This is a genomic window from Streptomyces sp. NPDC107562 (genome assembly GCF_055657325.1).
In genome coordinates this window covers 35,552-61,096 of the sequence record NZ_JBVKBE010000001.1, presented here as the reverse complement: position 1 = coordinate 61,096, position 25,545 = coordinate 35,552, and the positions used below count along the sequence as shown (strand labels likewise).

Sequence of the window (25,545 nt, the reverse complement as noted above, 5' to 3'; positions counted from 1 at the left end):
GTCGGGGTCCTAGCGTGCTCCCATGCGCTGAATTGACGTGGTGACGGCCATGTCGAGAGGGGATGACACCATGTTCCTTTCCGAGCTGGCGGAAGAGGAGGAGCGGCAGAGGAAGCGTGCGCCTTGGGGCGTGATAGCGCTTGTTCTGCTGACCGGCCTCGCGCTCATCCGGAACGGCTCGGGAGAGTTCGACGTGGGTCCGCCGCAGCCCGCGTCGGCGGCCGCGGCGGACACCCGCGCCACCCCGGCACCCGTGGCGAACTCCGCGCAGGCGCTGTCGTACTCCCTGCCCGACTGGATCCGGATTCCGGCGATCCAGGTCGACGCGCCCGTGATGCCGGTCGGCCTGGACTCGCAGGGCTGGGTGGACGCGCCGCCTCCCGAGGACCCCAATCTGGCGGGCTGGTTCACCGGCGCCGTCTCGCCCGGCGAGAAGGGCACCGCGGTCGTGGTCGGCCATGTCGACAACCAGTCGGGGCCAGCCGTGTTCTACGGCCTCGGCGCGCTGAAGCGCGGCAACCGGGTCGAGGTCGTGCGGCAGGACAAGAAGAGGGCCGTGTTCGAGGTGTACGGCGTCGAGGTGTTCGCGAAGAACAACTTCCCCGGCGACCGCGTCTACGGCTCCAAGGGCGTCCCGGAACTGCGGGTCATCACCTGCGGTGGCGGTTTCTCGAAGCAGAACGGCTACGACGGGAACGTCGTCGCCTTCGCCCGCCTGGTCGAGGTGCGCTGAGCGCGCTCCGACCGGGCGGGCGGGGGCCGCTCACACCTGGTACCGGCGCGGCACGGTGAGGTGGTACCCGGCGTCCAGCAGGTGCGGCAGATAGTCGCGCAGTGCCCGCACGCTCTGCGAGCGGTCGCCCCCGGCGTCGTGCGCGAGGACCACGACGCCGGGACCCGCGCCGCCCTCCACCCGGTCGACGATGGTGCGGGTGCCGGGCTCGGTCCAGTCGAGGGTGTCCACGGTCCAGGCGAGGGGCTCCATGCCGAGTTCGGCGCCGAGTTGGAAGGCGGCGCGGTTCCAGGCGCCGTAGGGGGCGCGGAACCACCGTGGCCGCTCGCCGTACGCCTTCTCGACGATCTCGCTGGTGCGTTCCATCTCGGAGCGGATGCGGGCCCGGCTGAGCGTGGTGAGCAGGGGGTGGGACCAGGTGTGGTTGCCGACCACGTGGCCGTCGTCGGCCATCCGGGCGAGCAGGTCGCGGTTCTCGGCCGCCATCTCGCCGCACACGAAGAACGTCGCGCGCACGTCGTACTCGCGCAGGGTGCGCAGGATGTCCGGGGTGTAGTGCGGGTCGGGGCCGTCGTCGAAGGTCAGCACCATGGTGCGGCCGATCCCGCTCATGCGCAGCAGGGGTTCACGGCGGACCCGGAGGCGGTCGGCGGCGGCCGGCGGGCCCTGACCGGCCAGGGGCTGGAGGCGGTAGGTGGACGGCTTGAGCGGGCGCCGTGCCGGGGGTCCCGGGGCGGGAGCGGCTGACGGGCCGGTCTCGCCACCCGATCCCGCCCGCAGCAGACCGGCGGCCCCTGCGGCGCCCAGGGCCCCGAGGCCGGCGGCCAACGCCCGTCGACGGGTGAGCAACTGATCCTTCTTCATGACTCATCAGTCGCCCGGCGCGCCCCGACCCACCTCAGCGACACCGGCGCGGCGGCAGGAAAGCACCCGGGCGGACGAGTCGGGGGCCCTGTCGCGTCCGGCGCCGCCGACGACGGACCCGCGGGTACGGCAGCGCTCGCGGATGCGCGGGCTCCCGGCCTGCGGAGGCGGGGCTTCCGATAGCCTCGGGCCGTGACGGAACAGCATGCGCACCAGTTCGAGCGCGGCACGGACGGGCCCAAGGTCATCGTGGTCGGGGTGGACGGCTCCGACTCCTCGTTGCGGGCCGCCGCCTACGCCGGTGGACTGGCCAGGCGGCAGAAGGCGCTGCTGGCGCTCGTGTACGTGCAGCCGGTGCTGGCGGCGGGCGCGGCGCTCGGGGCCCCGGTCGCCGTGACCACCGACGAGATCGCCGAGGACCTGGTGGCGCAGATCCGGGACGCCACGGACCGGGTCAAGGGGATATTCGATCTGCGCTGGGAGTTCCACACCTTCCGCGGTGACCCCTACAACGGACTGGTGAAGGCTGCCGACGAGCTGAAGGCGGACGCCGTGGTGGTGGGCGCCTCGGAGCAGGCCGGGCACCGGATCATCGGCTCGGTGGCGATCCGGCTGGTGAAGGCCGGACGCTGGCCGGTGACAGTCGTGCCGTAGCGGTGCGTGGCGCCTTCCCTCGGGTACGCGACTGAGCCATCATGATCCGCCGTCAGCCGTTTGGCGATCGCGAAGAGGTGAGGCGCATGGCCCGGCTCCGAATGGGCGAGGGGATTCTCCGCCGCAAACCCATCGAGCACATCGAAGAGACGGAAGTCGCCGAAGGCACGAGGCTCGACCGGTCGCTCGGGTTGTGGCAGCTGACCGCGATCGGCGTCGGCGGCATCATCGGCGCCGGCATCTTCACGCTGGCCGGCGCGGTGGCCAACGGCACGGCCGGTCCCGCGGTGCTGGTGTCCTTCCTCATCGCGGGTGTGGCGAGCGCGGCCGCCGCGCTGTCCTACGCCGAGTTCGCGGGCCTGATCCCGAAGGCGGGTTCCGCCTACACGTACGGCTACGCAGTCCTCGGTGAGCTGGTGGGCTGGTTCATCGGCTGGGATCTGCTGCTGGAGTACACGGCGATCGTGGCGGTGGTCGCGATCGGCATCTCGGGCTACTTCAGCTTTCTGATCAACCAGTTGGGCGCCGATCTGCCGAGCTGGATGCTGGGCGCGCCCGGCACCGGTGAGGGGCACCGGGTCGACCTCTTCGCGGCGGTGCTCTGCCTGTTCATCGCCTATCTGCTGACGCTCGGCATCCGCAACGCGGCCCGGTTCGAGATGGTCGTCGTGGTGCTGAAGGTGCTGGTGGTGCTGCTGGTGATCGGCGTCGGTGTCTTCCACATCGACACCGCGAACTACAACCCGTTCTTCCCGTACGGCGTCAGCGGCGCGTTCACCGGCGCGGCCACCGTGTTCTTCGCGGTCTTCGGCTACGACGCGATGTCCACGGCGGCCGAGGAGTCGAAGGACGCGCAGCGGCACATGCCGAAGGCGATCATCTACTCGCTGGCGATCTCCATGGTGCTGTACGTGGCCGCGTGTCTGGTGCTCACGGGCATGCAGAACTACACGGAGATCGACCCGGAGAGCGGCTTCTCCTCGGCCTTCGAGTCGGTGGGTCTGGATTCGCTGGCGAACGTGATCGCGGTGGGCGCGATCATCGGCATCCTCACCGTGATGTTCACCTTCATGCTCGGCGTCACCCGGGTCTGGTTCTCGATGTCCCGGGACGGACTGCTGCCCCGCTGGTTCGCGAAGACCAGCGCGACCCGCCATGTGCCGACGCGGGTGACCTGGATCGCGGGGATCGCGTCGGCCGCCATCGCCGGGTTCCTGCCGATCGGCGAGGCGGCCGAACTGACCAACATCGGGATCCTGCTGGCCTTCGTCGTGGTGTGCATCGCGGTGATCGTGCTGCGCTACCGGCAGCCGGACCTGCCGCGCACCTTCCGTACGCCGTGGATGCCGTTCGTGCCGGCCGTGGGCGTGCTGTTCTCGCTCTGGCTGATCACGTTCCTGCGCTGGCAGACCTGGGTGCGGTTCGCTGTGTGGTTCGCGCTGGGCCTGGTGATCTACTTCGCCTACTCCTATCGGAACTCGAAGCTCGCCGGCCGTTAGAGACCGCGGAGGAAGTCCAGCAGGGCCGCGTTGAAGACCTCCGGCTTCTCCAGGTTGGGGTAGTGGCCGGTGCCGTCGACCGTCAATGAGCGGCCGTCCGCGACCGCGCCGGCCAGCCGCTCGGCGGCGGCGAGCAGTTCGGCGGGTTCGAACGCGCCGTTGACGGCGAGTACCGGGACGCCGCTCTTCACCACCCGGTCCCAGGTGCCGGTGACCGGTACGTGCCAGTCCTTCTCGTCGGGCGTGTGCTTGGAGAGCGTGGCGAGGGCCATCTCGCGCAGCCCGCCGAGGATCTCCGGATCGATGTCGGCGAGGGTGCGGTGCGGTCCGGCGACGACCCTGAGGAAGGCGCCCAGCCACGCGTCGATGTCCCCGGCGCCCAGGGCGCGGGCGTGCTCGGCCTGTACCTCCACGTGCCAGGGATCCGTGTAGCGCACGTCGCCCGTGACGGCGCCGCTGGTGACCACCGCGCGCACCAGCTCCGGGTGCTCCGCCAGGGTGTCGGTGGCGATCACCCCGCCCATCGACAGACCGACGAGGACCGCCGGCCCGGTGTCGAGATGGCGCAGCAGCGCGGCGAGGTCGTCGGCCCAGCGGAACGGGCGGGTGGCGTTGGCGGAGGAGCCGTGGCCGCGGACGTCGGGGGCGATCACGCGGTAGCCGGGAGTGAGGGCGGGGATCTGGCCGGCCCAGACGCGGTGGTCGACGAACCCGGAGTGGAGCAGGACCACCGGGTCGCCGGATCCGGTGTCGAGATAGGCGAGTTCGCCGTCCGCGGACGGGAAGGAACGAAGACCCGAAGCAGCATTCATGACAACCAAGGTGTCATCCCCTCGCCGCTTTTGGCAACCCAGGTGTCATGATGGGCGAGTGAACGACACCGCCGCACCGCTCCCTCCCGACGAACTCGCCCACCGCCTCGTCGAGGTCTTCGATCTGGTGGGCCCGCTCTACCGGCGCGTCCAGCGTTCGGTCGAGCAGGGCGAGGCCGTCGAGGGACTCTCCGTCGGCGTGCGCGCCGTGCTGGACCTGCTGCGCAAGCACGGGGCGATGACCGTCCCCCGGATGGGCCGCGCACAGGCCATCAGCCGTCAGTTCGTGCAACGGATGGTCAACGACGCCGCCGCGCGCGGCCTCGTGGAGAGCACCCCGAACCCCGCACACCGCCGCTCGCCCCTGATCCGGCTCACGGACCGGGGCCGGGAGGCGATCACCGCCGTCGTCGCCCGCGAGCACACCGTGCTGCGTGAGGTCGGGGGCGACCTGACGGACGCCGACGTGCGGGCGTGTGTACGGGTGCTCAGCGAGATGGTGAAGCTCTTCGACCCCGTCGACGTGGACTGAGCGCCGTCTACTCCCCCATCACCAGCCCCTGCTGGGCCGCGCCCCGGCTGAGGACGACCGCCCGGATGCGGTCGCGCACCCCGACCAGATCCGCACCCTGGGCGAGGGCCGCGTTGAGGTTGACCACCCGGCCGGCGTCCATGTCGTACAGCTGCGGGATGAACTCGGCCTTGCGCACCTCCCAGCGGGTGCCGGGCCGGGCCGGCGGGACGAACGTGAAGCGGCCGATCGTGGACTGGTTGCCGCGCGGGTCCAGGGCGCCCTGGTGGTTGGTCATCTTGCCGGCGATCTGGTCGCCCATGCCGTAGACCACCCAGGTGCCGTTGACCTTCTCGTACGCCTGCGGGACATGGGCGTGGGTGCCGAGGACCAGGTCGATGTCGGGGCGGCCGGCGGAGTTTGCCGCGGTGAGGGTGCGGGCCAGGGAGAGCTGCCGCCGGTCCGGTTCCTCCTGCCACTCGGTGCCCCAGTGGACGGAGACGACGACCACGTCGGCGCCCGCCTTCCGGGCGGCCCGGGCGTCGGCGACGACGCGGTTCTCGTCGAGCAGGTTCACGGACCACGGCCGGCCCGGCGGGAGCGCGTGGCCGTTGGTGCCGAACGTGTAGGCGAGGTGGGCCACCCGCGCCGTCCCCGCGGGCAGGACGGTTGCGGTGCGCGCCTCCCGCTCGGTGCGTGCCGTCCCCGCGTGCCGGACCCCGGCCTGGTCGAGGGCGTCCAGGGTGCGCCGGATGCCCTCGGCGCCGTCGTCGAGGCTGTGGTTGGAGGCGGTGGAGCAGCCGTCGTAGCCGGTGGCGGCGAGACCCAGGGCGATCTCCGGCGGGGACTTGAAGTCGGGGTAGCCGGAGTAGTTCCCGTTCTCGCCGTAGACCGTCTCCATGTGACACAGCGCCAGGTCGGCACGGGAGACCACGGGGGCCACGCCGGAGAACATCGGCCCGAACTCGTGTCCCACCCCGCCCGCGTCGAAGCGGGCCTGCTCGATCACGGACGTGTGCGGCAGGACGTCGCCGGTCGCCACGAGGGTGAAGGGGCGGTGACTGGGGGCGGCGGCCGGAGGAGGACCCGTGCGGGCGCGGGGCTCCTCGCCGCGGGCCTGGCAGGCGGCGGCCGCGGCGAGCACAGCCGTCAGGGCCAGGGCGACCTGCCGCCTGCGTGCGATGCGTACGATCATCAGCTCACCTCAGAGCGGTCGTATTTACGCACAAATAGGTACGAAGTTGGAGAGCATCGCAAACAACCCCAGGGGCCCCTTTAACCCATCCGCGTCGCGCGAGTGGGCAAGGCGGACCGTTCGTCGTACCGTTCGTCGACCTGTTCGACCGTCCGTCGCACCGCCGTGCGCGCTCCCTGTCCTGAAAGCGCACCCTGCGGTGCCATACGGCCATGACGGCCGGAACCACGATCACCAGCGGGACGACCGCCGAGCACGAGCTCGCCGCGCTCCAGCGCGAGCACGGCCGACCGCTCTTCGCACTGCTGCTGAGGCTCTGCGACGGCGACCGGCAGCGCGCCGAGGACCTGGTGCAGGAGACCCTCGTCCGCGCCTGGCAGCATCCCGAGGCGCTGCGCGCCGACGCCTTCGAGTCCGTACGGCCCTGGCTGCTGACCGTGGGCCGGCGGCTCGCGATCGACGCGCGGCGGGCCCGGCAGGCGCGCCCGCCCGAGGTCGGCGACGCGATCCTGGAGAACGCCCGGGTCTGCGCCGACCACGCCGAGCGGTCGGCGGCCACGGTCGACGTCCGCGAGGCTGTGAAGACACTCACGCCGGAGCACCGTGACGTCCTGGTACTCGTGTACTTCCAGGGGGCGAGTGTGGCGGAAGCCGCCGAGGCCCTGGGCATTCCGCCCGGTACCGTGAAGTCCCGCGCGTACTACGCGCTGCGTGCCCTGCGCCGGGTGCTTCCGGGATACGCGACCGACCTGCGGTGAAACCAATGAGCGAGTCAAACCTCCGTAAAGCGCCTTGCTGAGGACCCCGGTTGAGTAATCGGCTGTCCTCATCCGTGTTCCGGACTGGAGACCCGGGTCGGGCGACGCGCACCACCGGAGGAAGGCAGGAAGGGATGCAGCACAGAGGTCAACAGAGCATGGGCGGCACCGGCGGCGGTGAACTCACCGTCCCCATGGCCTGGTTGTACGCCGAGTACATCGCCGACGAACTGCTGCGGACCGGCGACCTGATGCCGCCGACGTCCTTCGAGTTCCGCGCGGGGCGGGACGCCCTGGCACTGACGATCTTCCTTTCCGACACCGACGGCGAGCTCTCCGGCATCCGGGTGGTCTCCCAGCTGGAGACCTGGCTGTCCCTGACCGCCTACGACCAGCCCTGGCAGGACTGGGTGCGCGACCGGATGGCGGAGGTGGCCACCGAGGCGGCCGCGTCCGGCGCACCCGCCCCGGACCTGGAACTGGCGGAGGCCGCCTGGCGCTGGCTGGAGGAGACCGAGCTGCTCGCGCCCGACCTGAACGCGGTGCCGGGCGGCGGTCCCGTGGTGGGCGAGGAGGAGGGGCCGAAGGTGTGGACGCCGGCGTGGCAGCTGGGGCTGCCCCTGGGGCATCTGGCCATCCACCTCTTCTAGAGGGGCGCCGGCCGGGCGTGCTGCCGGGGCTTTCGGGTGCTTCCGAGATGGGGCGGGAAACCGACCAATCCGCGGGGCGGGGCGCTCCGAACCCCTTGGTTGCGATTCTGTATACGCCTTGAGTGATTCCGGTGCCTGGTCCGTACCGATGGGAGCAAGGAGTAACCCCACCCGCACCCAAAGGCACGAGGATTCGGCATGAGGTCCCTGGAGAGGCATCGCGACGTCGGCGCGTACGCGCTCGGCGTGCTGGACGAAACGGACGCCTTCCGTTTCGAGGATCACCTCATGGAGTGCCCCCAGTGCACCGTTCAGGTCACCGAATTCGGGGTCACCGCACGGCAGTTGATGCTCTACCGGCGGGCCACGCCGCGCTCGGTGCACCCCATGGCGGGGCCCGGGCCGAGGCTGCTGGACCGGCTGCTCGGCGAGGTCGAGGCACGGCACCGCGCCGGACGCCGGCTGCGGCTGTTCGCGGTGGCGGCCGCGGTGGTGTGCGCCCTCGCCGGACCCGCGGTCGCGATCATGGCCGAGGGCGGGAAGCAGGCGGCGCGGGTTTCGGCCACCGACGAGCGCTCCGGGGTGTGGGCGCAGATCACGACCGAGGACGTGCCCTGGGGCAGCAAGGTGATGCTGGAGGTCAAGGACGCCGCCGGGCCCCGGGCCTGCCGGCTGGTCGTGATCGGCGGGGACGGCTCGGAGGAGACGGCGACCAACTGGACCGTGCCCCGGCACGACGCCCGCCCCAACACCATGCGGGGCGCCACCGCCCTGCACCCCGACCAGATCGACCGCTACGAGGTACGGACGACGGACGGCGAGCGCCTGGTGACACTGGAGGCCCGGCCCTAGGGACTGTCCGGTTCGGTGGGCTGGAGGGTTTCCTCTCGGATGCGGGCGCAGGTCTGGATCAGGAGCCGGGAGACGTGCATCTGGGAGATGCCGAGCCGCTCGGCGATCTGGCTCTGGGTCCGGTCCTCGAAGAAGCGCAGATAGAGCAGGGCGCGCTCGCGCTGCGGCAGCCTGCGGACCGCGCCCTTGACGCTCTCCCGGTCGACGACGAGCTCGAATCCGTGCTCGGGTTCGCCCAGCAGGTCCGTCAGGCTCGGCCCGCCGTCGTCGGTGTCGGCGTCGCCGTTCGCCGCGTCCAGGGACAGGGCGCTGTAGCTCTCCAGGGCCGCCATGCCCTCGCGGACCTGCTCCTCACCCAGGCCGGTACGGTCGGCGAGCTGCGTGACGGTGGGTTGCCCGCTGCCGGGGACGTGGGCCAGCTCGGCACAGGCGGCCCGGACCGTGTTGCGCAGTTCCTGGACCCGGCGCGGCACCCGCACGTCCCACATCCGGTCCCGGAAGTGCCTGCGCAGCTCGCCCCTGATCGTCGGTATCGCGAACGGTTCGAAGGGGCCGCGGTCCGGGTCGAACCGGCGGATCGCCTTGAGCAGCCCCAGCGCGGCCACCTGCCGCAGGTCCTCGATGCCCTCCCCCTTGTCGCGGAAGCGCCAGGCGATGCGGTGGGCCATCGGCAGCCACGCCCGCAGCAACTCCTCCTGCACCCGCTCCCTCTCCGGCCCGGCGGGCAGCGCGGCGAGACGACGGAAGTCGGCCCCGGTGTCGGGGGCGTCGCGGGCCGGGCGGGCGGCGGTCGCGTTCGGGGCCGTGGTGGCGGTTTCGGTCGGGTCGGTGGTGACGACGGTCGGCATCGTGGTTCCTCGAGGCCTTTCGGGCGGGGTGGGAGGTTGTTCCTACCGACGGACCTTGCCCATGACCCCCTTGCCCCTATTCGGGACTTTGGTCCTTAATCAGGGGAAATCTCGCCGAGCGACGTCCTCACGGCGGTGTGAGACTGCTGATCGACACGGCCGACCGCCGCGCGCTGACGACGACGCGGTGACGACGAGGGGAGAGCAGGTGACGACGGCGGACACCGGGGACGGCCGACTGGAGGAGTTCCTCGCCGCTCCCGACAGCTCCGCCGTGGACCTGTCCACCACGGTGGCCCGCTGCTCCAAGGCCCTCGGCCTGCAGCACTCCGTCGTCTATCTCGCCGACCTCCAGCAGCGCCAACTCGTCCCGCTCACCGACGTCACCTCGGCGCTGCCGATCGACGACTCCCTCGCGGGCTGGACCTACCGCACCCAGTCCCTGCGGGTGGAGGAGTCGGAGACCGGCGGCATGACGGCGTGGCTGCCGCTGCTCGACGGAGCCGAGCGGCTCGGTGTGCTCGCGGTGCACTGCCCCGCGCTCAGCCCTCTCTCCCTGCGCCGAGGTCGGGCCCTCGCCACGCTGCTGGCCATGATGATCACGTCCAAGCGTGCGTACAAGGAGTCCTTCGTACGGCGGACCCGCACCGAACCGATGCGGCTGCCCGCCGAGATGCTGCGCGCCTTTCTGCCGCCGCGCACGATCGGCACCGCGCACGTCGTCTCCACGGCCGTGCTGGAACCCGCCTACGAGCTCGGCGGCGACGCCTTCGACCACGCCCTCACCGAGACCACGCTGCACGCCTCGGTCCTCGACGCCATGGGGCACGACCTGGCCTCGGGCCTGACCACGGCCGTGTCGCTGGCCGCCTGCCGCAACGCGCGACGCACCGGCGCCGATCTGCCGGAGCTGGTGCAGAGCGTGGACGACGCCCTGGCCGCGTGGCTGCCCGACCAGTTCTGCACCGGCGTCCTCACCCAGCTCGATCTGGCGAGCGGCGTCCTGCGCTGGAGCAACTGCGGGCATCCGGCGCCTCTGCTCATCCGGGACCAGCGGCTGCTCGTGGACGCGATGGAGCGCGAGGCCGATCCGCCGATGGGGCTGCCGTCACTGCTGGCCGCGCGGTCGCGCCAGGTGCACGAGATCGCGCTCCAACCCGGTGACCGGGTGTTGCTGTACACCGACGGGGTGACCGAGGCGCGGACCCGGGACGGCGACCTGTTCGGTCTGGAGCGGTTCGCCGACTACGTCATCCGGGCCACCGCCGCGGGCGAACTGGCGCCGGAGACCCTGCGCAAGCTGATCCACTCGATCCTCGACGCCCAGCCGGACCGGCTCCGCGACGACGCGACGATCCTGCTGGTCGAGTGGTGGCCGCCGTCCCGCTAGGGCCTGCTTCAGCGGGCTCACTTCAGCAGGCGTGACAGTCTGCGGTCGGCCAGCGGCTTGCCGCCGGTCTGGCAGGTCGGGCAGTACTGGAGGGAGGAGTCGCTGAAGGAGACCTCGCGGATGGTGTCGCCGCACACCGGGCAGGGCTCGCCGGCCCTGCCGTGCACCCGCAGGCCGCTCTTCTTCTCGGCCTTGAGCCGGCCGGCCGCGACGCCCCGCGAACGCTCGACGGCCTCCGTCAGCGTGGTGCGCAGGGCCTCGTAGAGTCTGCTGGTCTCCTCGGGGGTGAGGGAGGCGGCGAGTTTGAAGGGGGACATCTTCGCGGCGTGCAGGATCTCGTCGCTGTAGGCGTTGCCCACGCCGGCAATCAGGCTCTGGTCGCGCAGGGCGCCCTTGAGTTGGCGGCGCTCGTCCTCGAGGAGGGCGCCGAAGCGGGCCTCGTCGAAGTCGTCGGCGAGCGGGTCGGGACCGAGGCGGGCCACGCCGGGCACCTCCTGCGGATCCCCCACGACGTACACCGCGAGCCGCTTCTGGGTGCCGGCCTCGGTGAGGTCGAAGCCCGCGCCGGTCTCCAGGGCGACGCGCAGCGCGAGCGGGCCCTTGCCGGGGCGTGGCGGGCCGTCGGGCAGCCGGTCCTTCCAGTGGAGCCAGCCCGCGCGGGCCAGGTGGGTGACCAGATGCGGGCCGCCGTCCGTCGCGACGTCCAGGAACTTGCCGTACCGGCGCACGGCACGGACCTCGTGGCCCTCGACGGCCGACAGGGGCGGGTCGTACGTCTTCAGCACGCTGATCGCGACCGGCAGCACGCGCACGATCTCGTGTCCGACCAGGTTGTCGGTCAGGAAGTCCTTGAGCGCTTCGACCTCGGGCAGTTCCGGCATACGTCCAGGGTGCCATCCGGAACGGACGGCGCCAGGTGTCCGGCGGCGACCGGGAAGGCGGGCCGTCCCCGGCGCTCAGTCCCGCTCCGGCACCACGAACTCGCACCACACGCACTTGCCGCCGCCCCGCGCCTCCACGCCCCAGACGTCGGCGAGCAGGTCGACGAGGAGCAGGCCGCGGCCGGAGACGCCGGACTCGCCGGCCTCCCGGCGGCGGGGCAGGGCACTGGAGCAGTCCTCGACCTCGACGCGCAGCCGCCGGTCGGTGTCGGAGACGACCCGCAGGGTGACGACGGCCGCGCCCTCGGTGTGCACCAGGGCATTGGTGATCAGTTCGTCGGCGACCAGTTCGACCTCGTCGGAGCGGTCGGCCGCGCCCCAGGCGCGCACGGCGGCGCGGATCATGTGCCGGGCCTGGGCCAGGGCCTCCGGGTCGCCGGGCGCGACGTGCTGCTGGAGACGCCCGCCGCTCTGCGGGGCGTCCGCGCCGCGCCGGCGCAGCAGGAGCAACGCCACGTCGTCGTCGCCGCCGCGCTCCTCGGCCACGTCGATGAGCAGGTCGGCGAGTTTCCGGACGTCCCGCGGGCCCGAGGCGACGAGCGCGGTGAGGACCTGCATGCCGTCGTCGAGATCGGCGCCGGGTTGTTCGACCAGCCCGTCGGTGCACAGGATCAGCGTGTGGCCGGGGTCCAGCTCGACGGTGCCGACGGGGTAGGCGAGCCGCCCGAACTCGGCGGACAGGCCGAGCGGCAGACCGCCCTGGACCGGGGCCCGGCGGCAACTGCCGTCCGGGGCGCGGATCAGGGGGTCGATGTGGCCGGCCCGGACCACCTGCACGACACCGGTCGCGAGGTCGGCCTCGGCGTACAGGCAGGTCGCGAAGCGGTCGGTGTCGAGCTCGTGCAGGAAGACGGAGGCCCGGGCCATCACCGTGGCCGGGGTGTGGCCCTCGGCGGCGTAGGCGCGCAGGACGATGCGCAGCTGGCCCATCACGGCGGCGGCGTGCGTGTCGTGCCCCTGGACGTCGCCGATGACCGCGCCGACCCGGCCGCCCGGCAGCGGGATCAGGTCGTACCAGTCGCCGCCGATGTCCCGGCCGAGCGAGGCCGACCGGTAGCGGACGGCGACGTCGGCTCCCCGCACACTCGGGATGGTGCGCGGCAGCATGGCCTGCTGGAGGCCGCTCGCGAGGTCCTTCTCCTGCTCGTAGAACATCGCGCGTTGCAGGCTCTGGGCGATGCTGCTGCCGAGGGCGACCAGGAGGTTGCGCTCCTCGGACGTGAAGCCGCGCCGGTCGCCGTAGAGCAGGCCGATCGCGCCGATGGGCCGGGCCTGGACGATGAGCGGAAGGTAGGCGGCCGAGGTGATGTCGAGGTCCGTGATGTGCGGCCACAGGATCGGGTAGCTCTCCGAGAACTCCTCGGGGGACTCGATGAACCGGGGGCCGAGCGTGCGCACGACCTCGCTCATCGGGTACTGCTCGTCGATGCGGGTGACGAGGGTGCCCGGTACGAAACTGCCCTCGGGGCCCTCCGCGACCAGCCGGATGCGCCCGGCCTCCACCAGGCCCATGACGAGGCTGGTGGCGCCCAGATGGGTGACGCCGTGGGTGTCCTTGAGGACGTCGATGACGTCCTGGACGGTGCGGGCGTTGGCGAGCGCGGCCGTGATGAGCTGCACGACGTTGGTCTGCTCGCGGCGGGCGGCGAGGTTCCAGGCGGTCTGGTCGCGCCGCGCCGCGTATTCGTTCAGCTCACGGGTGGCGTCCCGGACGATGCCGATGATCCGGCGCGGGCGGCCGGTCTCGTCGCGGCGGATGTAGCCCTGGGTGTGGGTCCAGCGCAGGGTGCCGTCGCGGCGGCGCAGACGGAAGTACGCGCCGTAGTTCTCGCTGCCGTCCTTGATCGCCTGCGAGACCAGGCTGTCGAGCCGGCGCCCCTCGGCCGGCGGTACCCGCAGGTTCAGGCTCTCGGGGCGGCCGTCGTACTCCTCGGGGCGCACGTCGAAGACCTCGTGGGCCTGGGCGTCCATGTGGAACAGACCGCTGTCCAGGTCCCAGTCGAAGCTGCCCATCTGGTTGAGCGCCAGGATCGGGTCCGGGTGGGCGGGCCAGTCGTCCGGGAGAGACAGGGCGCTCGCTCCCCGTGCAACCATGCGCCCACCTTGCCAGGATTCGCCCGATTCTTCGACCGGATCTGACCGGTGCTCCGGCTGGACCATGTCGGTGGGCTTCAGCCCGTGAAGACGTCCGTCATGCTGCCGAAGATGCTGTCACCGGCCTCCGGCGTGTCCGCCTCCTTCGACCCGCCCCTGTCGCCGGAGGTGCCGGCGTCGCCGGTCGTTCCGGTGTCGCCGGGCTCGCCCGCGTCGGCCCCCTCGCCCGCCTCGCCCGCCTCGCCCGGGTCGCCCTCGTCGCCGAGTCCGGCCACGTCGCCTGCCGGGCCGAGGTCGTCGCTGACGTCCGGGTCGTCCGGGATCAGGCCGCCGCCGTCGGGCACGTCGGGGATCTCCGGCACGGTCAGGGGACCGATGTCCTGCGAGAGGTCCTCGGGCTCGTCGGGCACCCGCGGGAGCAGCGGGGCCTCACCCTCCGCCGCCGGCGGGGCGGTGCCCGTGGCGGGTTCCCGGCGCAGCGGGTCCGGCAGTTCGCCCCCGTCGGCCAGGACGGCCCCGTCGTCGGGCAGGACCGTCTCGCCGCCCTGCGGCTCCGGCTCCGGCTCCGGCCTGGGCACGACCTTGTCATGGCGGACGTCCTGCCCGATCTGCCGCTCGATCCAGGTGTTCTCGACTTCGTCGACGAGCGTGATGTTGGTGATCGTCTCGGGCGCGGGCAGCACCATGATCACCTCGGTGGGCTCGTACCCCTCCCACGCCCGGCCGGTGGCGCCCGGCGTTCCCTCCATGGCGATCGGCGCGCCGAGGGGGTTGCCGCAGGCGCAGCGCACCCGGGGCACGCCCCGGTTGTCCACGAGGACCGCGGTGCCCGCCTGGAGGACGGCCTGATGGGCCGTGGCCCCGCCGGCGCGGTAGCCGTGGTTGGTGACCCTGGTGTCGGCGCGCAGTTCGGCCGAGGTGAGTGAGTGCAGGTAGTCCTCGATCGCGCCGTGAGGGACACCCGCGACGTCCGCGAAGGTGTCGGCACGTCCGGTGTCGGCGGTGAGCAGGCGGATCTGACGGTCGACGTCACAGCTGCCCGCCTGGGCGCGGCCGGCGTAGAGACCGGGGGTCCAGCCGGCGTAGGTCCGCACCTCCGCGAGGCTTCCCGGGGCAGGGGCGCCGGGCCCCGAGCGGCCGACCGGGACCGACTGCGGCGTTCGGGTGACGAGGTCGGGGGTAGCCGGGATGGTGGCCGTCGAGGCCGTGAAGGGGTCGGGGCCCCGGTCCGCGACGGGCTGGAGCAGCAGTTCGCCGCCCGCTTCGGCGCTCTCGTCGCCTGCGTTCGTCTTCTCGTCGCCACCCGCGCCACAGCCGGCGGCGAGCAGGGCCGCCGAGAGCGCGCAGGCCGTGACGAAGGTTCCGGTGGGTATTCGCACCACGTTCTCCCGCCTCGTCCTGGGGGTTTTCGCCACTATTGTCTGCTTCACTCACATGGGTCACGCAAACGGAGAGCGTGACTACCGACAGTGACAGGCCGCCCTGGGTGGGGAGACGCGGCCACTGACCGAGGAGAGGAGCGCCCTACCGTGGAGTGGTTCACCGCACCCGACTACTGGCTGACCCGGCTGGTCTTCCAGCGGGCTCTGGCGGCCGTGTACCTGGTGGCGTTCCTGACGGCGGCCCTCCAGTTCCGGGCGCTGATCGGAGCGCGCGGCATGCTCCCGGTCCCGCGCTTCACCGAGGCCGTTCCGTTCCGGCGGGCGCCGAGCCTCTTCCAGCTGCACTACTCCGACCGGTTCTTCGCGGGGTGCGCCTGGGCGGGCTGCGCGGTCTCGGCGGCGCTGCTGGCGGGCGTGGACTCGCTGGTTCCGCTGTGGGCCGGGATGCTGCTGTGGGTGGTGCCCTGGCTGCTGTACCTGTCGGTCGTCAACGTCGGCCAGACCTGGTACTCGTTCGGCTGGGAGTCCCTGCTGCTTGAGGTCGGCTTCCTCGCGGTGTTCCTCGGCAACGACGAGGTCGCGCCACCGGTCGTGGTGCTGTTCCTGCTGCGCTGGATCCTGTTCCGGGTGGAGTTCGGCGCGGGGCTGATCAAGCTGCGCGGCGACGCCTGCTGGCGCAAGCTGACCTGCCTGGACTACCACCACGAGACCCAGCCGATGCCGGGCCCGCTGAGCTGGTTCTTCCACCGGCTCCCGCGGCCGCTGCACCGTGCGGAGGTGGCCGCCAACCACTTCACCCAACTCGTCGTGCCCGTCCTGCTGTTCGCCCCGCAGCCGATCGCCACGGCCGCCGCCACGCTGATGATCGTCACCCAGCTGTGGCTGGTCCTGTCCGGCAACTTCTCGTGGCTGAACTGGATCACCATCGTGCTCGCCCTCGCGGCGATCCGCTTCCCGGCCGACGCGCCGTCCCTCCCCGGGACTCCGCCGTGGTTCGCGGTCGTGGTCCTTGCCGTGGCCGCCCTGGTCGTGGTGCTGAGCTACCGCCCGGTGACCAACATGATCTCCCGGCGGCAGGTCATGAACCGCTCCTTCGACCCGCTCCACCTGGTCAACACCTACGGCGCGTTCGGCACCGTGGGCCGCGTCCGGTACGAGGTCGTCGTCGAGGGCACCGCCGACGACGTGCCGCGCGAGGACTCCGACTGGCGGGAGTACGCGTTCAAGGGGAAGCCCGGTGATCCACGGCGCTGGCCACGCCAGTTCGCGCCGTACCATCTGCGGCTGGACTGGCTGATGTGGTTCGCGGCCCTCTCCCCGTCCTACGCGAGCCCCTGGTTCGGGGCCTTCGTGGAACGGCTGCTGGAGAACGACCGCGACACCCTGCGGCTGCTGCGCCACTCCCCCTTCCCGGCCGACGCGCCGCCACGCTTCGTGCGCGCCCGCCTCTTCCGCTACCGGTACACGACCTGGCGGGAGCTGCGGGAGACGGGCGCGTGCTGGGACCGGACATTCGTGCGCGAGTACCTGCCGCCGACACGGCTGTCGGGGAGCGCTCAGAGGTCGTAGACGCGGGTGGCGGTGCCCTCGAGGAACGCGTCGCGCTCGTCGGGGCTCAGGTCGATCGCCAGGGCGCCCGCGAGGTACGACACCTGCGCGTACGTCGCCGCCACCGTGCACACCGGCCAGTCGGAGCCGAACATCAGGCGGCCCGGTCCGAAGGCGTCCAGCGCGGTGTCCCACCAGGGGCGCAGCGGTGCGAGCGGCCAGGTGGTCCCGCCCCAGAGGGACCGGTCCGTCTCCGTCACCAGGCCCGACACCTTACAGACGGTGTTGGGCAGCTCGCCCAGGGCCCGGATGTCCGACGCCCAAGGCTCCGGCGGTCCGGCGGCCGGTCGCGGCTTGCCCAGGTGGTCGAGGACGAAGGTGAGGCCGGGCAGCGCGGCGGCGGCCCGCACACACGCGGGCAGCTGGTGGGGCAGCACGAGAAGGTCGTAGACCAGGCCCGCGTCGGCGACGGCGGCGAGTCCACGGCGGACGTCCGGCCGCAGCAGCCACTCCGGGTCGGGCTCCCCCTGCACCTGGTGGCGGATGCCCTTGAGGTACCGCCCGCCGGGAAGTTCGCGCAGCCGGGCGAGTTCGTCCGCGACGTCCGGACGGGTCAGATCGGTCCAGCCGACGACGCCCGCGACCAGGTCGTGCCCGGCGGCGAGGGCGAGGAACTCCGGGGTCTCCTCGGGGACGGTCACCGTCTGGACGAGGACGGTGCGGTCGACGGAGGCCGCCGCGGCCAGGGGCGCGAGGTCGGCGAGGGTGAAGTCGCGCCGCAGCGGCTGAAGTTCGGGTCCGGTGATCCAGTCCTGGTCCCGGACCGACAGGTCCCACACGTGGTGGTGCGCGTCCACGGTCACGGCAACTCCCAGACGGTGGGCAGGGCGGCGCCGGCGCCGCCCTCGGAGTAGTCGTGCACCACGTCCAGGAGGGGGGCCATGCGGGCCTGCCACGCGACGTTCACCGGCAGCTGGTCCAGCTCGGCGAGGAGGCGGGCGTAGTCCTCGCACTCCAGGACGTGGAAGAGGTCCGTCCCGCTGCGCCAGATCGTCCAGGAGGTGGCGCCCGCCGCGCGGATGGCGGCCGTGAGCTCCTCGGGAACCTCGCGGTGGGCGGCCTCGTACGCGTCGACGCGGTCGGGACGGACCTTGGTGTGCAGGGCGACCCTCATCACGACTCCTCGGTGACGAGGAGGCCGGTGTCCCGCAACTCCTGCCAGAAGGCGGCGGGGACCGGTGTGGCGAACTGGTCGGCGCAGTCGTGGACCTCGACGGCCGAGCGGGCGCCCACCAGCACGCTCCCCACGGCCGGATGGGCCGCGCAGAACGCCAGCGCCGCGGCGCGCAGCGAGATGCCGTGCCGCCGCGCGATCCGCTGCATGCGCAGGGACGTGTCCAGCAACGCGGCGGGTGCCTCGGCGTAGTCGAACGTCGCCCCCGGCCTGGGGTCGGCGAGCAGCCCCGAGTTGAAGGCACCGCCGATCACGACGGAGACGCCCCGCTCGACGGCCGTCGGCAGCAGGGCCGTTCGCGCGCTCTGGTCCAGCAGTGTGTAGCGGCCCGCGCACAGCACCACGTCGACGTCCGTGTCGCGGACGAAGCGGCTGAGCATCTCCGCCTGGTTCATGCCCACCCCGATCGCCCCGACCACCCCCTCCGAGCGGAGCTTCTCCAGGGCCGGATAGCCCTCCCGGAAGGCCGCCTCGGCGTGGTCGTCGGGGTCGTGGAGGTAGACGACGTCGACGCGGTCGAGGCCGAGCCGTTCCAGGCTGCCCTCCAGGGTGCGCCGGATCCCGTCCGCGCTGAAGTCCCAGACCCGGCGGTGCGTCGCGGGGACGGCGAAGCCGTTCGCCAGGTCGTCACCGCCGCCGTCCCGCGGTTCCAGCCGACGCCCCACCTTGGTCGAGACCGTGTACTCCTCGCGGGGGTGCTCGCGCAGCGCGGCGCCGAGGCGGCGCTCCGACAGCCCGAGGCCGTAGTGGGGCGCGGTGTCGTAGTAGCGGATGCCGCGCCGCCAGGCGGCGGACACCGCGTCATGGGCCTGCTGGTCGGTGACCTCGGTGTACAGGTTGGCGATGCCGGCGGCTCCGAAGCCGAGTCCGCGGGGGATGCTCACCGGGCCTCCGGACGCAGCCGCAGGCCCTGCATGCCGCCGTCGACCGCGAGGGCCGTGCCGGTGGTGGCGCCTGAGAGCGGGCCGGCCAGGTAGGCGATGGCACCCGCGACCTCGGCGGCGGTGACGAGCCGTCCGGTGGGCTGACGGGCCTCGAGCGCGGCACGTTCGGCGCCCGGGTCGCCTGCCGCGTCCAGCAGCCGGCCGACCCACGGGGTGTCCACGGTGCCCGGGTTGACGCAGTTGACGCGGATGCCCTCGCGGACGTGGTCGGCGGCCATGGCGAGGGTGAGGGAGTACACGGCGCCCTTGCTCGCGCTGTACAGGGCGCGTCGCGGCAGGCCCGCGGTGGCGGCGATCGAGCAGGTGTTGACGATCGCGGCGTGCGCGGACCGGCGCAGATGCGGCAGGCAGGCGCGGGCCGTGCGGACCATGCCGAGGACGTTGACGTCCATGACCCGGTGCCACTCGGCGTCGTCGTTGTCCTCGACGGTTCCCTGCGCGCCGATGCCGGCGTTGTTGACCAGGACGTCGAGTCCGCCTCCGAGGCCGGCGACGGCGTCCGCCACCGCCTGCCGTACCGACGCGTCGTCGGTGACGTCGGCCTCGTAGGAGAGGAAGGGCGCGTCGGCCTTCGAGAGGTCCAGGACGGCGACCAGGGCGCCCCGCTCCGCCAGGAGTTCCGCGGTGGCGCGCCCGATGCCGGAGGCGCCGCCGGTCACCAGGGCTTTGAGGCCCTCGAAGTCGGTCATGCCGCTTGCCCCTTCCGGTGCGTCTTCTCGTCGGGTGCGGCGGCCCAGACGGTGCCGCCGGGGAAGGTGTGGCGCGCGAGGGACTCGGGATGCATGGTGGCCGAGAAACCGGGCGCGGTGGGGGCGAGGTAGTGCCCGTCGCGGATGCGGACCGGGTCGAGGAAGTGCTCGTGGAGATGGTCGACGTACTCGATGACCCGGTCCTCGGTGGTGCCGGAGATCGCGAGGTAGTCGAACATGGCGAGGTGCTGGACGAGTTCGCACAGGCCGACCCCGCCGGCGTGCGGGCAGACCGGGACGCCGAACTTGGCGGCGAGCAGCAGGATGGCGAGGTTCTCGTTGACGCCGCCGACGCGGGCCGCGTCGAGCTGGAGGACGTCGACGGCGCCGGCCTGGAGGAGCTGTTTGAAGACGATCCGGTTGTGGGCGTGCTCACCGGTGGCGACCTTGACCGGGGAGACGGCCCGGCGGATCGCGGCGTGGCCGAGGATGTCGTCAGGGCTGGTGGGCTCCTCGATCCAGTAGGGGCGGAACTCGGCGAGGGCCTCCGTCCAGCGGATCGCCTCGGCGATGTCCCAGCGCTGGTTGGCGTCGATCGCCATGCGCACGTGCGGGCCGACGGCCGCGCGGGCGGCCCGGCAGCGGCGGATGTCGTCGTCGAGGTCGGCGCCGACCTTCAGCTTGATCTGCCGGAAGCCGTCGGCGACCGCCTGGGTGGCGAGCCGGGTGAGCTTGGCGTCGTCGTAGCCGAGCCAGCCCGGCGACGTCGTGTAGGCGGGGTAGCCGCGCTCCAGCAGCCGGGCCCGGCGCTCGGGCGCCCCCTCCCGTCCGCGCCGCAGGATGTCCAGCGCCTCCTCGGGGGTGAGGGCGTCGGTGAGGTAGCGGAAGTCGATCTGCCGTACCAGCCACTGCGGTTCGGCGTCGGCGAGCAGCCGCCACAGCGGTGCGCCGGCGCGCTTGGCCGCCAGGTCCCAGACGGCGTTGACGACCGCGCCGATGGCCATGTGCATCACGCCCTTCTCCGGCCCGAGCCAGCGGAGCTGGCTGTCGCCGATCAGGGCGCGGTTGAGGGTGCCGGGGTTGGCGCACAGCTCGTCGACCCCCCGTCCGACCACATGGCCGCGCAACGCCTCGATCGCGGCGACCTGGACCTCGTTGCCCCGCCCGATGGTGAACGTGAAGCCGTGCCCCTCGTGCCCGTCGGCGGCGTCGGTGCGCAGTACGACGTAGGCCGCCGAGTAGTCGGGGTCCGGGTTCATCGCGTCGGAGCCGTCGAGCTCGCGGGAGGTGGGGAAGCGGATGTCGTAGGTGTCGACGGCCGTGATGCGGGCGGGAGTCGGGGACACGGAGAGCCTTTCGGTGGGGTGCAGGGAACCGCGACGGTCAGTCCTGGGCGCGGCCGGTGGTCACCCGGGCGATCATGAGGGCGACCAGGATGATCCCGCCGTAGATGGCCTGGATCCAGAAGGACGGCACCTGGGCGAGGGTGAGCAGGTTCTGCACGACACCCAGCAGGAGTACGCCGGTGAGGGCGCCGAGCATGCTGCCCTTGCCGCCGTCGAGGCTGATACCGCCGATCACCGCGGCCGCGAACACCGTGAAGATCATGTTGTTGCCCTGGTTGGCGCTGATCGCGCCGACGTACCCGGTCTGCATGATGCCGCCGACCGCGGCGAGGATCCCGGCGACCACGAACACGCCGAGCATGACGCGCTCGACCCGGATGCCGGCCGCGCGGGCCGCGTCGGCGTTGCCGCCGATGGCGTACAGGGCACGCCCGACCCGGTGGTACTTGAGCACCAGTCCCGCCGCCGCGAAGGCGCCGGCGGCCAGCCACACCGACAGCGGCACGCCGATGAAGGTGGTGGTCGCCAGCGCGTAGAAGGACTCGGGCATGCCGAACAGGGTCTTGCCCTTGGTGGCGCCGACGAGCAGCCCGCGCAGCACGATGAGCATGGCGAGCGTCACGATGAACGCGTTGAGCCGGAACCTCACCACCAGGACGCCGTTGAAGGCGCCGACGACGGCGCCCGCGACGAGGATCGCCGGCAGGGCGAGCGCGGCGGGGAGTTCGGTGCCCCAGCCGGACTGGGCGGCGGGCAGCACCAGGAGCGCCCCGACGGCGGGCGCGATGCCGACGACCGACTCCAGGGACAGGTCGAACTTGCCGGTGATGAGGACCAGCGACTCGGCGAGCACGACCATCGCGAGGGCGGCGGAGGCGCCGAGGATGGAGATCAGGTTGCGCTCGGTGAGGAAGGAGTCGTTGAGCACGGCGCCGAGCACCAGCAGCAGCAACAGGGCGGGCAGCAGCGCGAGTTCGCGGGCGCGGCGCAGCAGTACGGTTCTGGCGGACGCGGCGGCGGGGACGCGCGCGGGCGCGAGCGGCGGGGCCGCCTTGGTGTCAGCCATGGTCCACTCCTTCGATGGAGGCGATCAGCTCGTGGTCGTGCCAGCCCGCGGGGTGTTCCGCGACGACACGGCCGTGGAAGAGGACGAGGACGCGATCGCAGCGGCGCAGGTCGTCGAGTTCGTCGGAGACGACGAGCACGGCGGTGCCGTCCTCGCGGGCGCTGTCCACGCGGGCTAGCAGGGACTCCTTGGACTTCACGTCGACGCCCGCCGTGGGGTTGATCAGGATCAGCAGCCGTGGGTCGGAGGCCAGGGCGCGGGCCATCACGACCTTATGCGCGTTGCCGCCGGACAGGTCGGAGACGGGCTGGTCGGGGCCCTCGGCGTGGATGTCGAGCCGGTCGATCAGCTCCGCGGCGAGGCCGCGCCTGCGGTCGGTGCCGACGAAGCCGAACCGGCCGAGGCGGTCCAGCACGCTCATGGTGGCGTTGTCGCCGATCGTCATGCCGAACACGAGCCCCTGACCGTGCCGGTCGCGCGGCACGCAGCCCACTCCGGCCGCGAGCGAGGCCCGCACGTCCCCGAACGGCAAGGGCTCGCCGTCCAGCCGGGCCGATCCGCCGCTCGGCGTGCGCAATCCGGCGAGGGTCTCGGCCAGTTCGGTCTTGCCGCTGCCGCTGATGCCGGCGAGCCCGACGACCTCCCCGCGGCGCACGGTGAGGTCGACGTCCTCGTACGAGGGTGAGGACAGGGCCCGCACGTCGAGCGCCACGGGGGCGTCCGCCGGCACCTCGTCGCGGGCGGCGCGGTCCTCGCGCTCGGCGACGGTCTCCCCCGCCATGGCCTCCACCAGCGCCCGGCGCGACAGCTCGGCGACGGGTGCGGTGGTGATCCAGCGCGCGTCCCGCAGCACGGTGACGGTCTGGCAGACCTCGTACACCTCCTGGAGGTGGTGGGAGATGAACAGGAAGGTGACGCCGGAGTCCTGGAGCGCCCGCATCCGGGTGAAGAGCCGTTCGATCTCCCGGTTGTCCAGCTGCGCGGTCGGCTCGTCCAGCACGATGAACCGGGCGCCGAAGCTCAACGCCCGTGCGATCTCCACCATTTGACGGTCCTCGACCCGCAGGTCGGCGGTGCGCGCCTCCGGGTCGACATGCACGTCCCAGGTGGCGAGGAGTTCGGCGGCCTCGGACTTGAGCCGGCGCCAGCTGATCAGACCGCGGTGCAGCGGCTGCCGGTTGATGAAGAGGTTCTCGGCGACCGTCAGCTCGGGAACCACCGTCGGCTTCTGGTAGACGCAGGCCACCTTGCGGCGCCAGGCGTCCCGGTCGGCGAGCGAAGGGGCCGGCTCGCCGTCGAAGCGGACGGTGCCCTCGTCGGGTGCCTGGAGGCCGGTGAGGACGGAGACCAGGGTCGACTTGCCGGCGCCGTTGCGGCCGACGAGGGCGTGGGACTCGCCCGGCAGGACGGTGAGCCGCCCGTCGGCCAGGGCGGTGGTGGGGCCGTACCGCTTGACGATGCCCCGCGCCTCAACGAGTGGTGTGCTCATTCGACCGTGTTGCCCCACAGCTCGGGGTCGTCGACGTTGTCCTTGGTGACCAGGGGCGCGGGCAGCTGGTCCTCGAGGATGCCGCTCGGCAGCTTCACGATGGTCGAGCCGTGGTCGGTGGGCCCGGGCTCGAAGGTCTTCCCCTCCATCGCCGCCTTGATGTAGTACATCCCGTACTTGGCGTAGAGGTCGGCGGGCTGCGAGACCGTCGCGTCGATCTCGCCCTTGCGGATGGCGTCGTACTCCTGCGGGATGCCGTCGTTGGAGACGATCGCGATGTGGCCCGCCTGGCCGGCCTTCTTCAGCATCCCCTTCGACTTCAGGGTCTGCAGGGTGGGGGCGAGGTAGACACCGCCCGCCTGCATGTAGATGCCCTTGATGTCCGGGTTGGCGTTGAGGAGGGTGTCCAGCTTGGAGGCCGCCGTGTCGGACTCCCACTTGGCGGGGATCTCCAGGACCTTCAGCTTCGGGAACTTCTCCTGCACGCAGGAGCGGAAGGCCTCGGAGCGCTCCCGGCCGTTGACCGAGGCGAGGTCGCCCATGATCTGCACGACCTTGCCGGAGGGGATGTGCTCCCCCAGGTACTGGCACGCCTTCTCGCCGTACGCCACATTGTTGGCGCGCACCACCATGGCGACCTTGCCCTTGTCCGGCGCGACGTCGACGGCGACGACCGGCACGCCCTTGCGCTCGGCCTGGTCGAGTCCCGCCTCGATGGCGGCGCTGTCCAGCGGGGCGACGACCAGGCCCTTGACGCCCTGGTTGAGCTGGTTGTTGATGTCGGTGATCTGCTGCGAGGGGTCGCTGTTGGAGTTGACCGTCTTGCGCGCCTGGACGCCCTCGGACTCGGCCATCTTCGGCACGTAGTCGTTGTACGACTGCCAGAACGGCGAGGTCAGCAGCGGCAGGATCACCCCGACCTCGCCGGTGCCACTGCCTGAGGCGCCGGAGGCGCCGGTGTCCTTGGTGCTGCCGCAGGCGGTGAGCACGAGGGCGGCGCAGACCGCCGCAGCCGCCGCACGCGGGACTGTTCGCCCGTACCGCCGTCCGTACCGCCGTGCGTTCCGCTGTGTCCCGTCGGCCATCTGCCGGCTCCTCATCGAGCGTGATCGAGCAGTTGACCGCATATTTATCAGACCACTTGGCGCCGTCAACACCCTCGGGAGCCGAATTTCTTGACCTTACGGCCATAGTGGTCCGACCACCTGGCTGGTTAGACTGCGGCGCACGGCGACGGGAGAAGTGGTGTGAACGAGACGGAGTCGGGGACGGCCCCGCAGAAGGGCACGGTGACGCAGCGCGCCATCGAGCGGATCAAGGCGATGATCGGCGAAGGGCTCCTCGAACCCGGCGCGCGGCTGCCCACCGAACGCGAACTGGCGGCCCAGCTGGGCATCTCCCGCAGTTCCATGCGGGAGGCGATCCGCGCGCTGACGGTCATGGGGGTGCTGGAGGCCCGGCACGGCTCGGGCATCTACGTCACCCAGCTCCAGGCCGGCGATCTGCTGGAGACCTTCGGGGTCGTCGCCGATCTGTCCCGGGGCCCGCGTCTGGTGGAACTGCTGGAGATCCGCCGCGTCCTCGAGTCGACGGCGACCGCGCTGGCCGCGGCCCGCATCACACCGGACCGACTGGCCGAGGTCGAGAAGCATCTGGCGGCCATGAACGCCACCGAGGACCCGGAGGAGATCCTCGCCCACGACCTCGCCTTCCACCGCGAGATCGCGCTGGCCGCGGGCAACGAGACCATGGCGGCGATCCTGGAGGGCCTGTCCTCCCGCACCTTCCGCGCCCGGGTCTGGCGCGGCTACCAGGAGGAGGGCGCCTTCACCCGCACCCGCCGCGAGCACGCCGCGATCCACCGCGCCCTGGCCGCCCGCGACCCGGAGGCGGCACGGGCGGCGGCGGCCGCGCACGTGGGCGAGGTGGAGGAGTGGCTGCGCGCCCAACTCGGCGAGCAGGGCGCGCCCGTGCCTCGCACGGACGGTCCCGCGACGGGCGCGTGAGGGCCTGACAGACACAGACCCTCACGACACCCGGCAGTCT

At 72.1% G+C, this 25,545-nt stretch carries 25 protein-coding genes; 10 read left to right on the top strand and 15 right to left on the bottom strand.

Annotated elements, in window-relative coordinates:
- Window positions 1-70: 70 nt before the first annotated feature.
- Window positions 71-733: a class F sortase gene (locus ACZ7LV_RS00270; protein ID WP_471934554.1), complete on the top strand. Its 663-nt coding sequence runs from the start codon at window positions 71-73 to the stop codon at window positions 731-733.
- A gap of 30 nt (window positions 734-763) precedes the next feature.
- On the opposite strand, the gene ACZ7LV_RS00265 is transcribed toward ACZ7LV_RS00270, so the two are convergent.
- Window positions 764-1,597 (bottom strand): polysaccharide deacetylase family protein, encoded by an 834-nt coding sequence (locus ACZ7LV_RS00265; RefSeq protein WP_471934553.1) that lies wholly within the window; start codon window positions 1,595-1,597, stop codon window positions 764-766.
- A 192-nt stretch (window positions 1,598-1,789) separates the two neighbouring features.
- Between ACZ7LV_RS00265 and ACZ7LV_RS00260 the strand changes: the two genes are divergently transcribed.
- Complete coding sequence (locus tag ACZ7LV_RS00260) at window positions 1,790-2,251, top strand: universal stress protein (protein WP_471934552.1); 462 nt, start codon at window positions 1,790-1,792, stop codon at window positions 2,249-2,251.
- Between the two features lie 86 nt (window positions 2,252-2,337).
- The gene (locus ACZ7LV_RS00255) at window positions 2,338-3,750 is read left to right on the top strand and encodes an amino acid permease (protein ID WP_471934551.1); all 1,413 of its coding nucleotides are present in this window, start codon (window positions 2,338-2,340) and stop codon (window positions 3,748-3,750) included.
- Here ACZ7LV_RS00255 and ACZ7LV_RS00250 read toward each other — a convergent pair.
- Window positions 3,747-4,562, bottom strand: a complete 816-nt coding sequence (locus ACZ7LV_RS00250) for an alpha/beta fold hydrolase (RefSeq protein WP_471934550.1) — start codon at window positions 4,560-4,562, stop codon at window positions 3,747-3,749. The genes ACZ7LV_RS00255 and ACZ7LV_RS00250 overlap by 4 nt on opposite strands.
- Before the next feature lie 58 nt (window positions 4,563-4,620).
- Here ACZ7LV_RS00250 and ACZ7LV_RS00245 point away from each other — a divergent pair, with 58 nt between their 5' ends.
- The gene (locus tag ACZ7LV_RS00245; protein WP_471934549.1) at window positions 4,621-5,094 is read left to right on the top strand and encodes a MarR family winged helix-turn-helix transcriptional regulator; all 474 of its coding nucleotides are present in this window, start codon (window positions 4,621-4,623) and stop codon (window positions 5,092-5,094) included.
- A 7-nt stretch (window positions 5,095-5,101) separates the two neighbouring features.
- On the opposite strand, the gene ACZ7LV_RS00240 is transcribed toward ACZ7LV_RS00245, so the two are convergent.
- The gene (locus ACZ7LV_RS00240) at window positions 5,102-6,268 is read right to left on the bottom strand and encodes a CapA family protein (RefSeq protein WP_471934548.1); all 1,167 of its coding nucleotides are present in this window, start codon (window positions 6,266-6,268) and stop codon (window positions 5,102-5,104) included.
- 212 nt (window positions 6,269-6,480) lie between these two features.
- Between ACZ7LV_RS00240 and ACZ7LV_RS00235 the strand changes: the two genes are divergently transcribed.
- From ACZ7LV_RS00235 to ACZ7LV_RS00225, 3 genes are all read left to right on the top strand, one after another.
- On the top strand, window positions 6,481-7,026 hold the full coding sequence (locus ACZ7LV_RS00235) for a sigma-70 family RNA polymerase sigma factor (RefSeq protein WP_471934547.1): 546 nt from the start codon (window positions 6,481-6,483) through the stop codon (window positions 7,024-7,026).
- Between the two features lie 134 nt (window positions 7,027-7,160).
- Window positions 7,161-7,676 carry a hypothetical protein gene (locus ACZ7LV_RS00230; protein ID WP_471934546.1) on the top strand — a complete coding sequence of 172 codons (516 nt, stop codon included), beginning with the start codon at window positions 7,161-7,163 and terminating at the stop codon, window positions 7,674-7,676.
- Window positions 7,677-7,874: 198 nt separating this feature from the next.
- Window positions 7,875-8,528: a zf-HC2 domain-containing protein gene (locus ACZ7LV_RS00225; RefSeq protein WP_471934545.1), complete on the top strand. Its 654-nt coding sequence runs from the start codon at window positions 7,875-7,877 to the stop codon at window positions 8,526-8,528.
- Here the strand turns inward: ACZ7LV_RS00225 and ACZ7LV_RS00220 are convergent.
- On the bottom strand, window positions 8,525-9,376 hold the full coding sequence (locus tag ACZ7LV_RS00220) for a SigB/SigF/SigG family RNA polymerase sigma factor (protein WP_471934544.1): 852 nt from the start codon (window positions 9,374-9,376) through the stop codon (window positions 8,525-8,527). The two genes, ACZ7LV_RS00225 and ACZ7LV_RS00220, sit on opposite strands and share 4 nt — an antisense overlap.
- Before the next feature lie 208 nt (window positions 9,377-9,584).
- On the opposite strand from ACZ7LV_RS00220, the gene ACZ7LV_RS00215 reads away from it, so the two are divergent.
- Window positions 9,585-10,766, top strand: coding sequence for a PP2C family protein-serine/threonine phosphatase (locus ACZ7LV_RS00215; protein WP_471934543.1), 1,182 nt, complete (start codon window positions 9,585-9,587; stop codon window positions 10,764-10,766).
- A 17-nt stretch (window positions 10,767-10,783) separates the two neighbouring features.
- Here the strand turns inward: ACZ7LV_RS00215 and ACZ7LV_RS00210 are convergent, their stop codons facing one another.
- The 3 genes from ACZ7LV_RS00210 to ACZ7LV_RS00200 all read right to left on the bottom strand — a co-directional run bounded on the left by ACZ7LV_RS00210 (window position 10,784) and on the right by ACZ7LV_RS00200 (window position 15,180).
- Window positions 10,784-11,647, bottom strand: coding sequence for an Fpg/Nei family DNA glycosylase (locus tag ACZ7LV_RS00210; RefSeq protein WP_471934542.1), 864 nt, complete (start codon window positions 11,645-11,647; stop codon window positions 10,784-10,786).
- A gap of 75 nt (window positions 11,648-11,722) precedes the next feature.
- Window positions 11,723-13,801 (bottom strand): SpoIIE family protein phosphatase, encoded by a 2,079-nt coding sequence (locus tag ACZ7LV_RS00205; protein WP_471934541.1) that lies wholly within the window; start codon window positions 13,799-13,801, stop codon window positions 11,723-11,725.
- A 77-nt stretch (window positions 13,802-13,878) separates the two neighbouring features.
- Complete coding sequence (locus ACZ7LV_RS00200; protein ID WP_471934540.1) at window positions 13,879-15,180, bottom strand: DUF6777 domain-containing protein; 1,302 nt, start codon at window positions 15,178-15,180, stop codon at window positions 13,879-13,881.
- A gap of 150 nt (window positions 15,181-15,330) precedes the next feature.
- On the opposite strand from ACZ7LV_RS00200, the gene ACZ7LV_RS00195 reads away from it, so the two are divergent.
- Window positions 15,331-16,752 (top strand): lipase maturation factor family protein, encoded by a 1,422-nt coding sequence (locus ACZ7LV_RS00195; RefSeq protein WP_471934539.1) that lies wholly within the window; start codon window positions 15,331-15,333, stop codon window positions 16,750-16,752.
- Here the strand turns inward: ACZ7LV_RS00195 and ACZ7LV_RS00190 are convergent.
- Genes ACZ7LV_RS00190 through ACZ7LV_RS00155 form a run of 8 tightly spaced genes read right to left on the bottom strand, consistent with a single transcriptional unit; the run spans window position 16,740 to window position 24,584 of the window.
- Entirely contained in the window at window positions 16,740-17,594 is an 855-nt protein-coding gene (locus ACZ7LV_RS00190) for an amidohydrolase family protein (protein WP_471934538.1), read from the bottom strand. The genes ACZ7LV_RS00195 and ACZ7LV_RS00190 overlap by 13 nt on opposite strands.
- Window positions 17,591-17,905: an L-rhamnose mutarotase gene (locus ACZ7LV_RS00185; protein ID WP_471934537.1), complete on the bottom strand. Its 315-nt coding sequence runs from the start codon at window positions 17,903-17,905 to the stop codon at window positions 17,591-17,593. The genes ACZ7LV_RS00190 and ACZ7LV_RS00185 overlap by 4 nt, the downstream gene beginning before the upstream one ends.
- Window positions 17,905-18,849 carry an aldo/keto reductase gene (locus tag ACZ7LV_RS00180; RefSeq protein WP_471934536.1) on the bottom strand — a complete coding sequence of 315 codons (945 nt, stop codon included), beginning with the start codon at window positions 18,847-18,849 and terminating at the stop codon, window positions 17,905-17,907. Before ACZ7LV_RS00180 ends, ACZ7LV_RS00185 begins: the two co-directional genes overlap by 1 nt.
- The gene (locus ACZ7LV_RS00175; protein WP_471934535.1) at window positions 18,846-19,598 is read right to left on the bottom strand and encodes an SDR family NAD(P)-dependent oxidoreductase; all 753 of its coding nucleotides are present in this window, start codon (window positions 19,596-19,598) and stop codon (window positions 18,846-18,848) included. Before ACZ7LV_RS00175 ends, ACZ7LV_RS00180 begins: the two co-directional genes overlap by 4 nt.
- Window positions 19,595-20,944 (bottom strand): enolase C-terminal domain-like protein, encoded by a 1,350-nt coding sequence (locus ACZ7LV_RS00170; RefSeq protein WP_471934534.1) that lies wholly within the window; start codon window positions 20,942-20,944, stop codon window positions 19,595-19,597. The genes ACZ7LV_RS00175 and ACZ7LV_RS00170 overlap by 4 nt, the downstream gene beginning before the upstream one ends.
- Before the next feature lie 37 nt (window positions 20,945-20,981).
- Window positions 20,982-22,010 (bottom strand): ABC transporter permease, encoded by a 1,029-nt coding sequence (locus ACZ7LV_RS00165; protein WP_401666645.1) that lies wholly within the window; start codon window positions 22,008-22,010, stop codon window positions 20,982-20,984.
- Entirely contained in the window at window positions 22,003-23,499 is a 1,497-nt protein-coding gene (locus ACZ7LV_RS00160; protein WP_471934533.1) for a sugar ABC transporter ATP-binding protein, read from the bottom strand. Before ACZ7LV_RS00160 ends, ACZ7LV_RS00165 begins: the two co-directional genes overlap by 8 nt.
- Window positions 23,496-24,584 carry a sugar ABC transporter substrate-binding protein gene (locus ACZ7LV_RS00155; protein WP_471934532.1) on the bottom strand — a complete coding sequence of 363 codons (1,089 nt, stop codon included), beginning with the start codon at window positions 24,582-24,584 and terminating at the stop codon, window positions 23,496-23,498. The genes ACZ7LV_RS00160 and ACZ7LV_RS00155 overlap by 4 nt, the downstream gene beginning before the upstream one ends.
- Before the next feature lie 162 nt (window positions 24,585-24,746).
- Between ACZ7LV_RS00155 and ACZ7LV_RS00150 the strand changes: the two genes are divergently transcribed.
- On the top strand, window positions 24,747-25,505 hold the full coding sequence (locus ACZ7LV_RS00150) for a FadR/GntR family transcriptional regulator (protein ID WP_471934531.1): 759 nt from the start codon (window positions 24,747-24,749) through the stop codon (window positions 25,503-25,505).
- The last annotated feature ends 40 nt before the right edge of the window (window positions 25,506-25,545 follow it).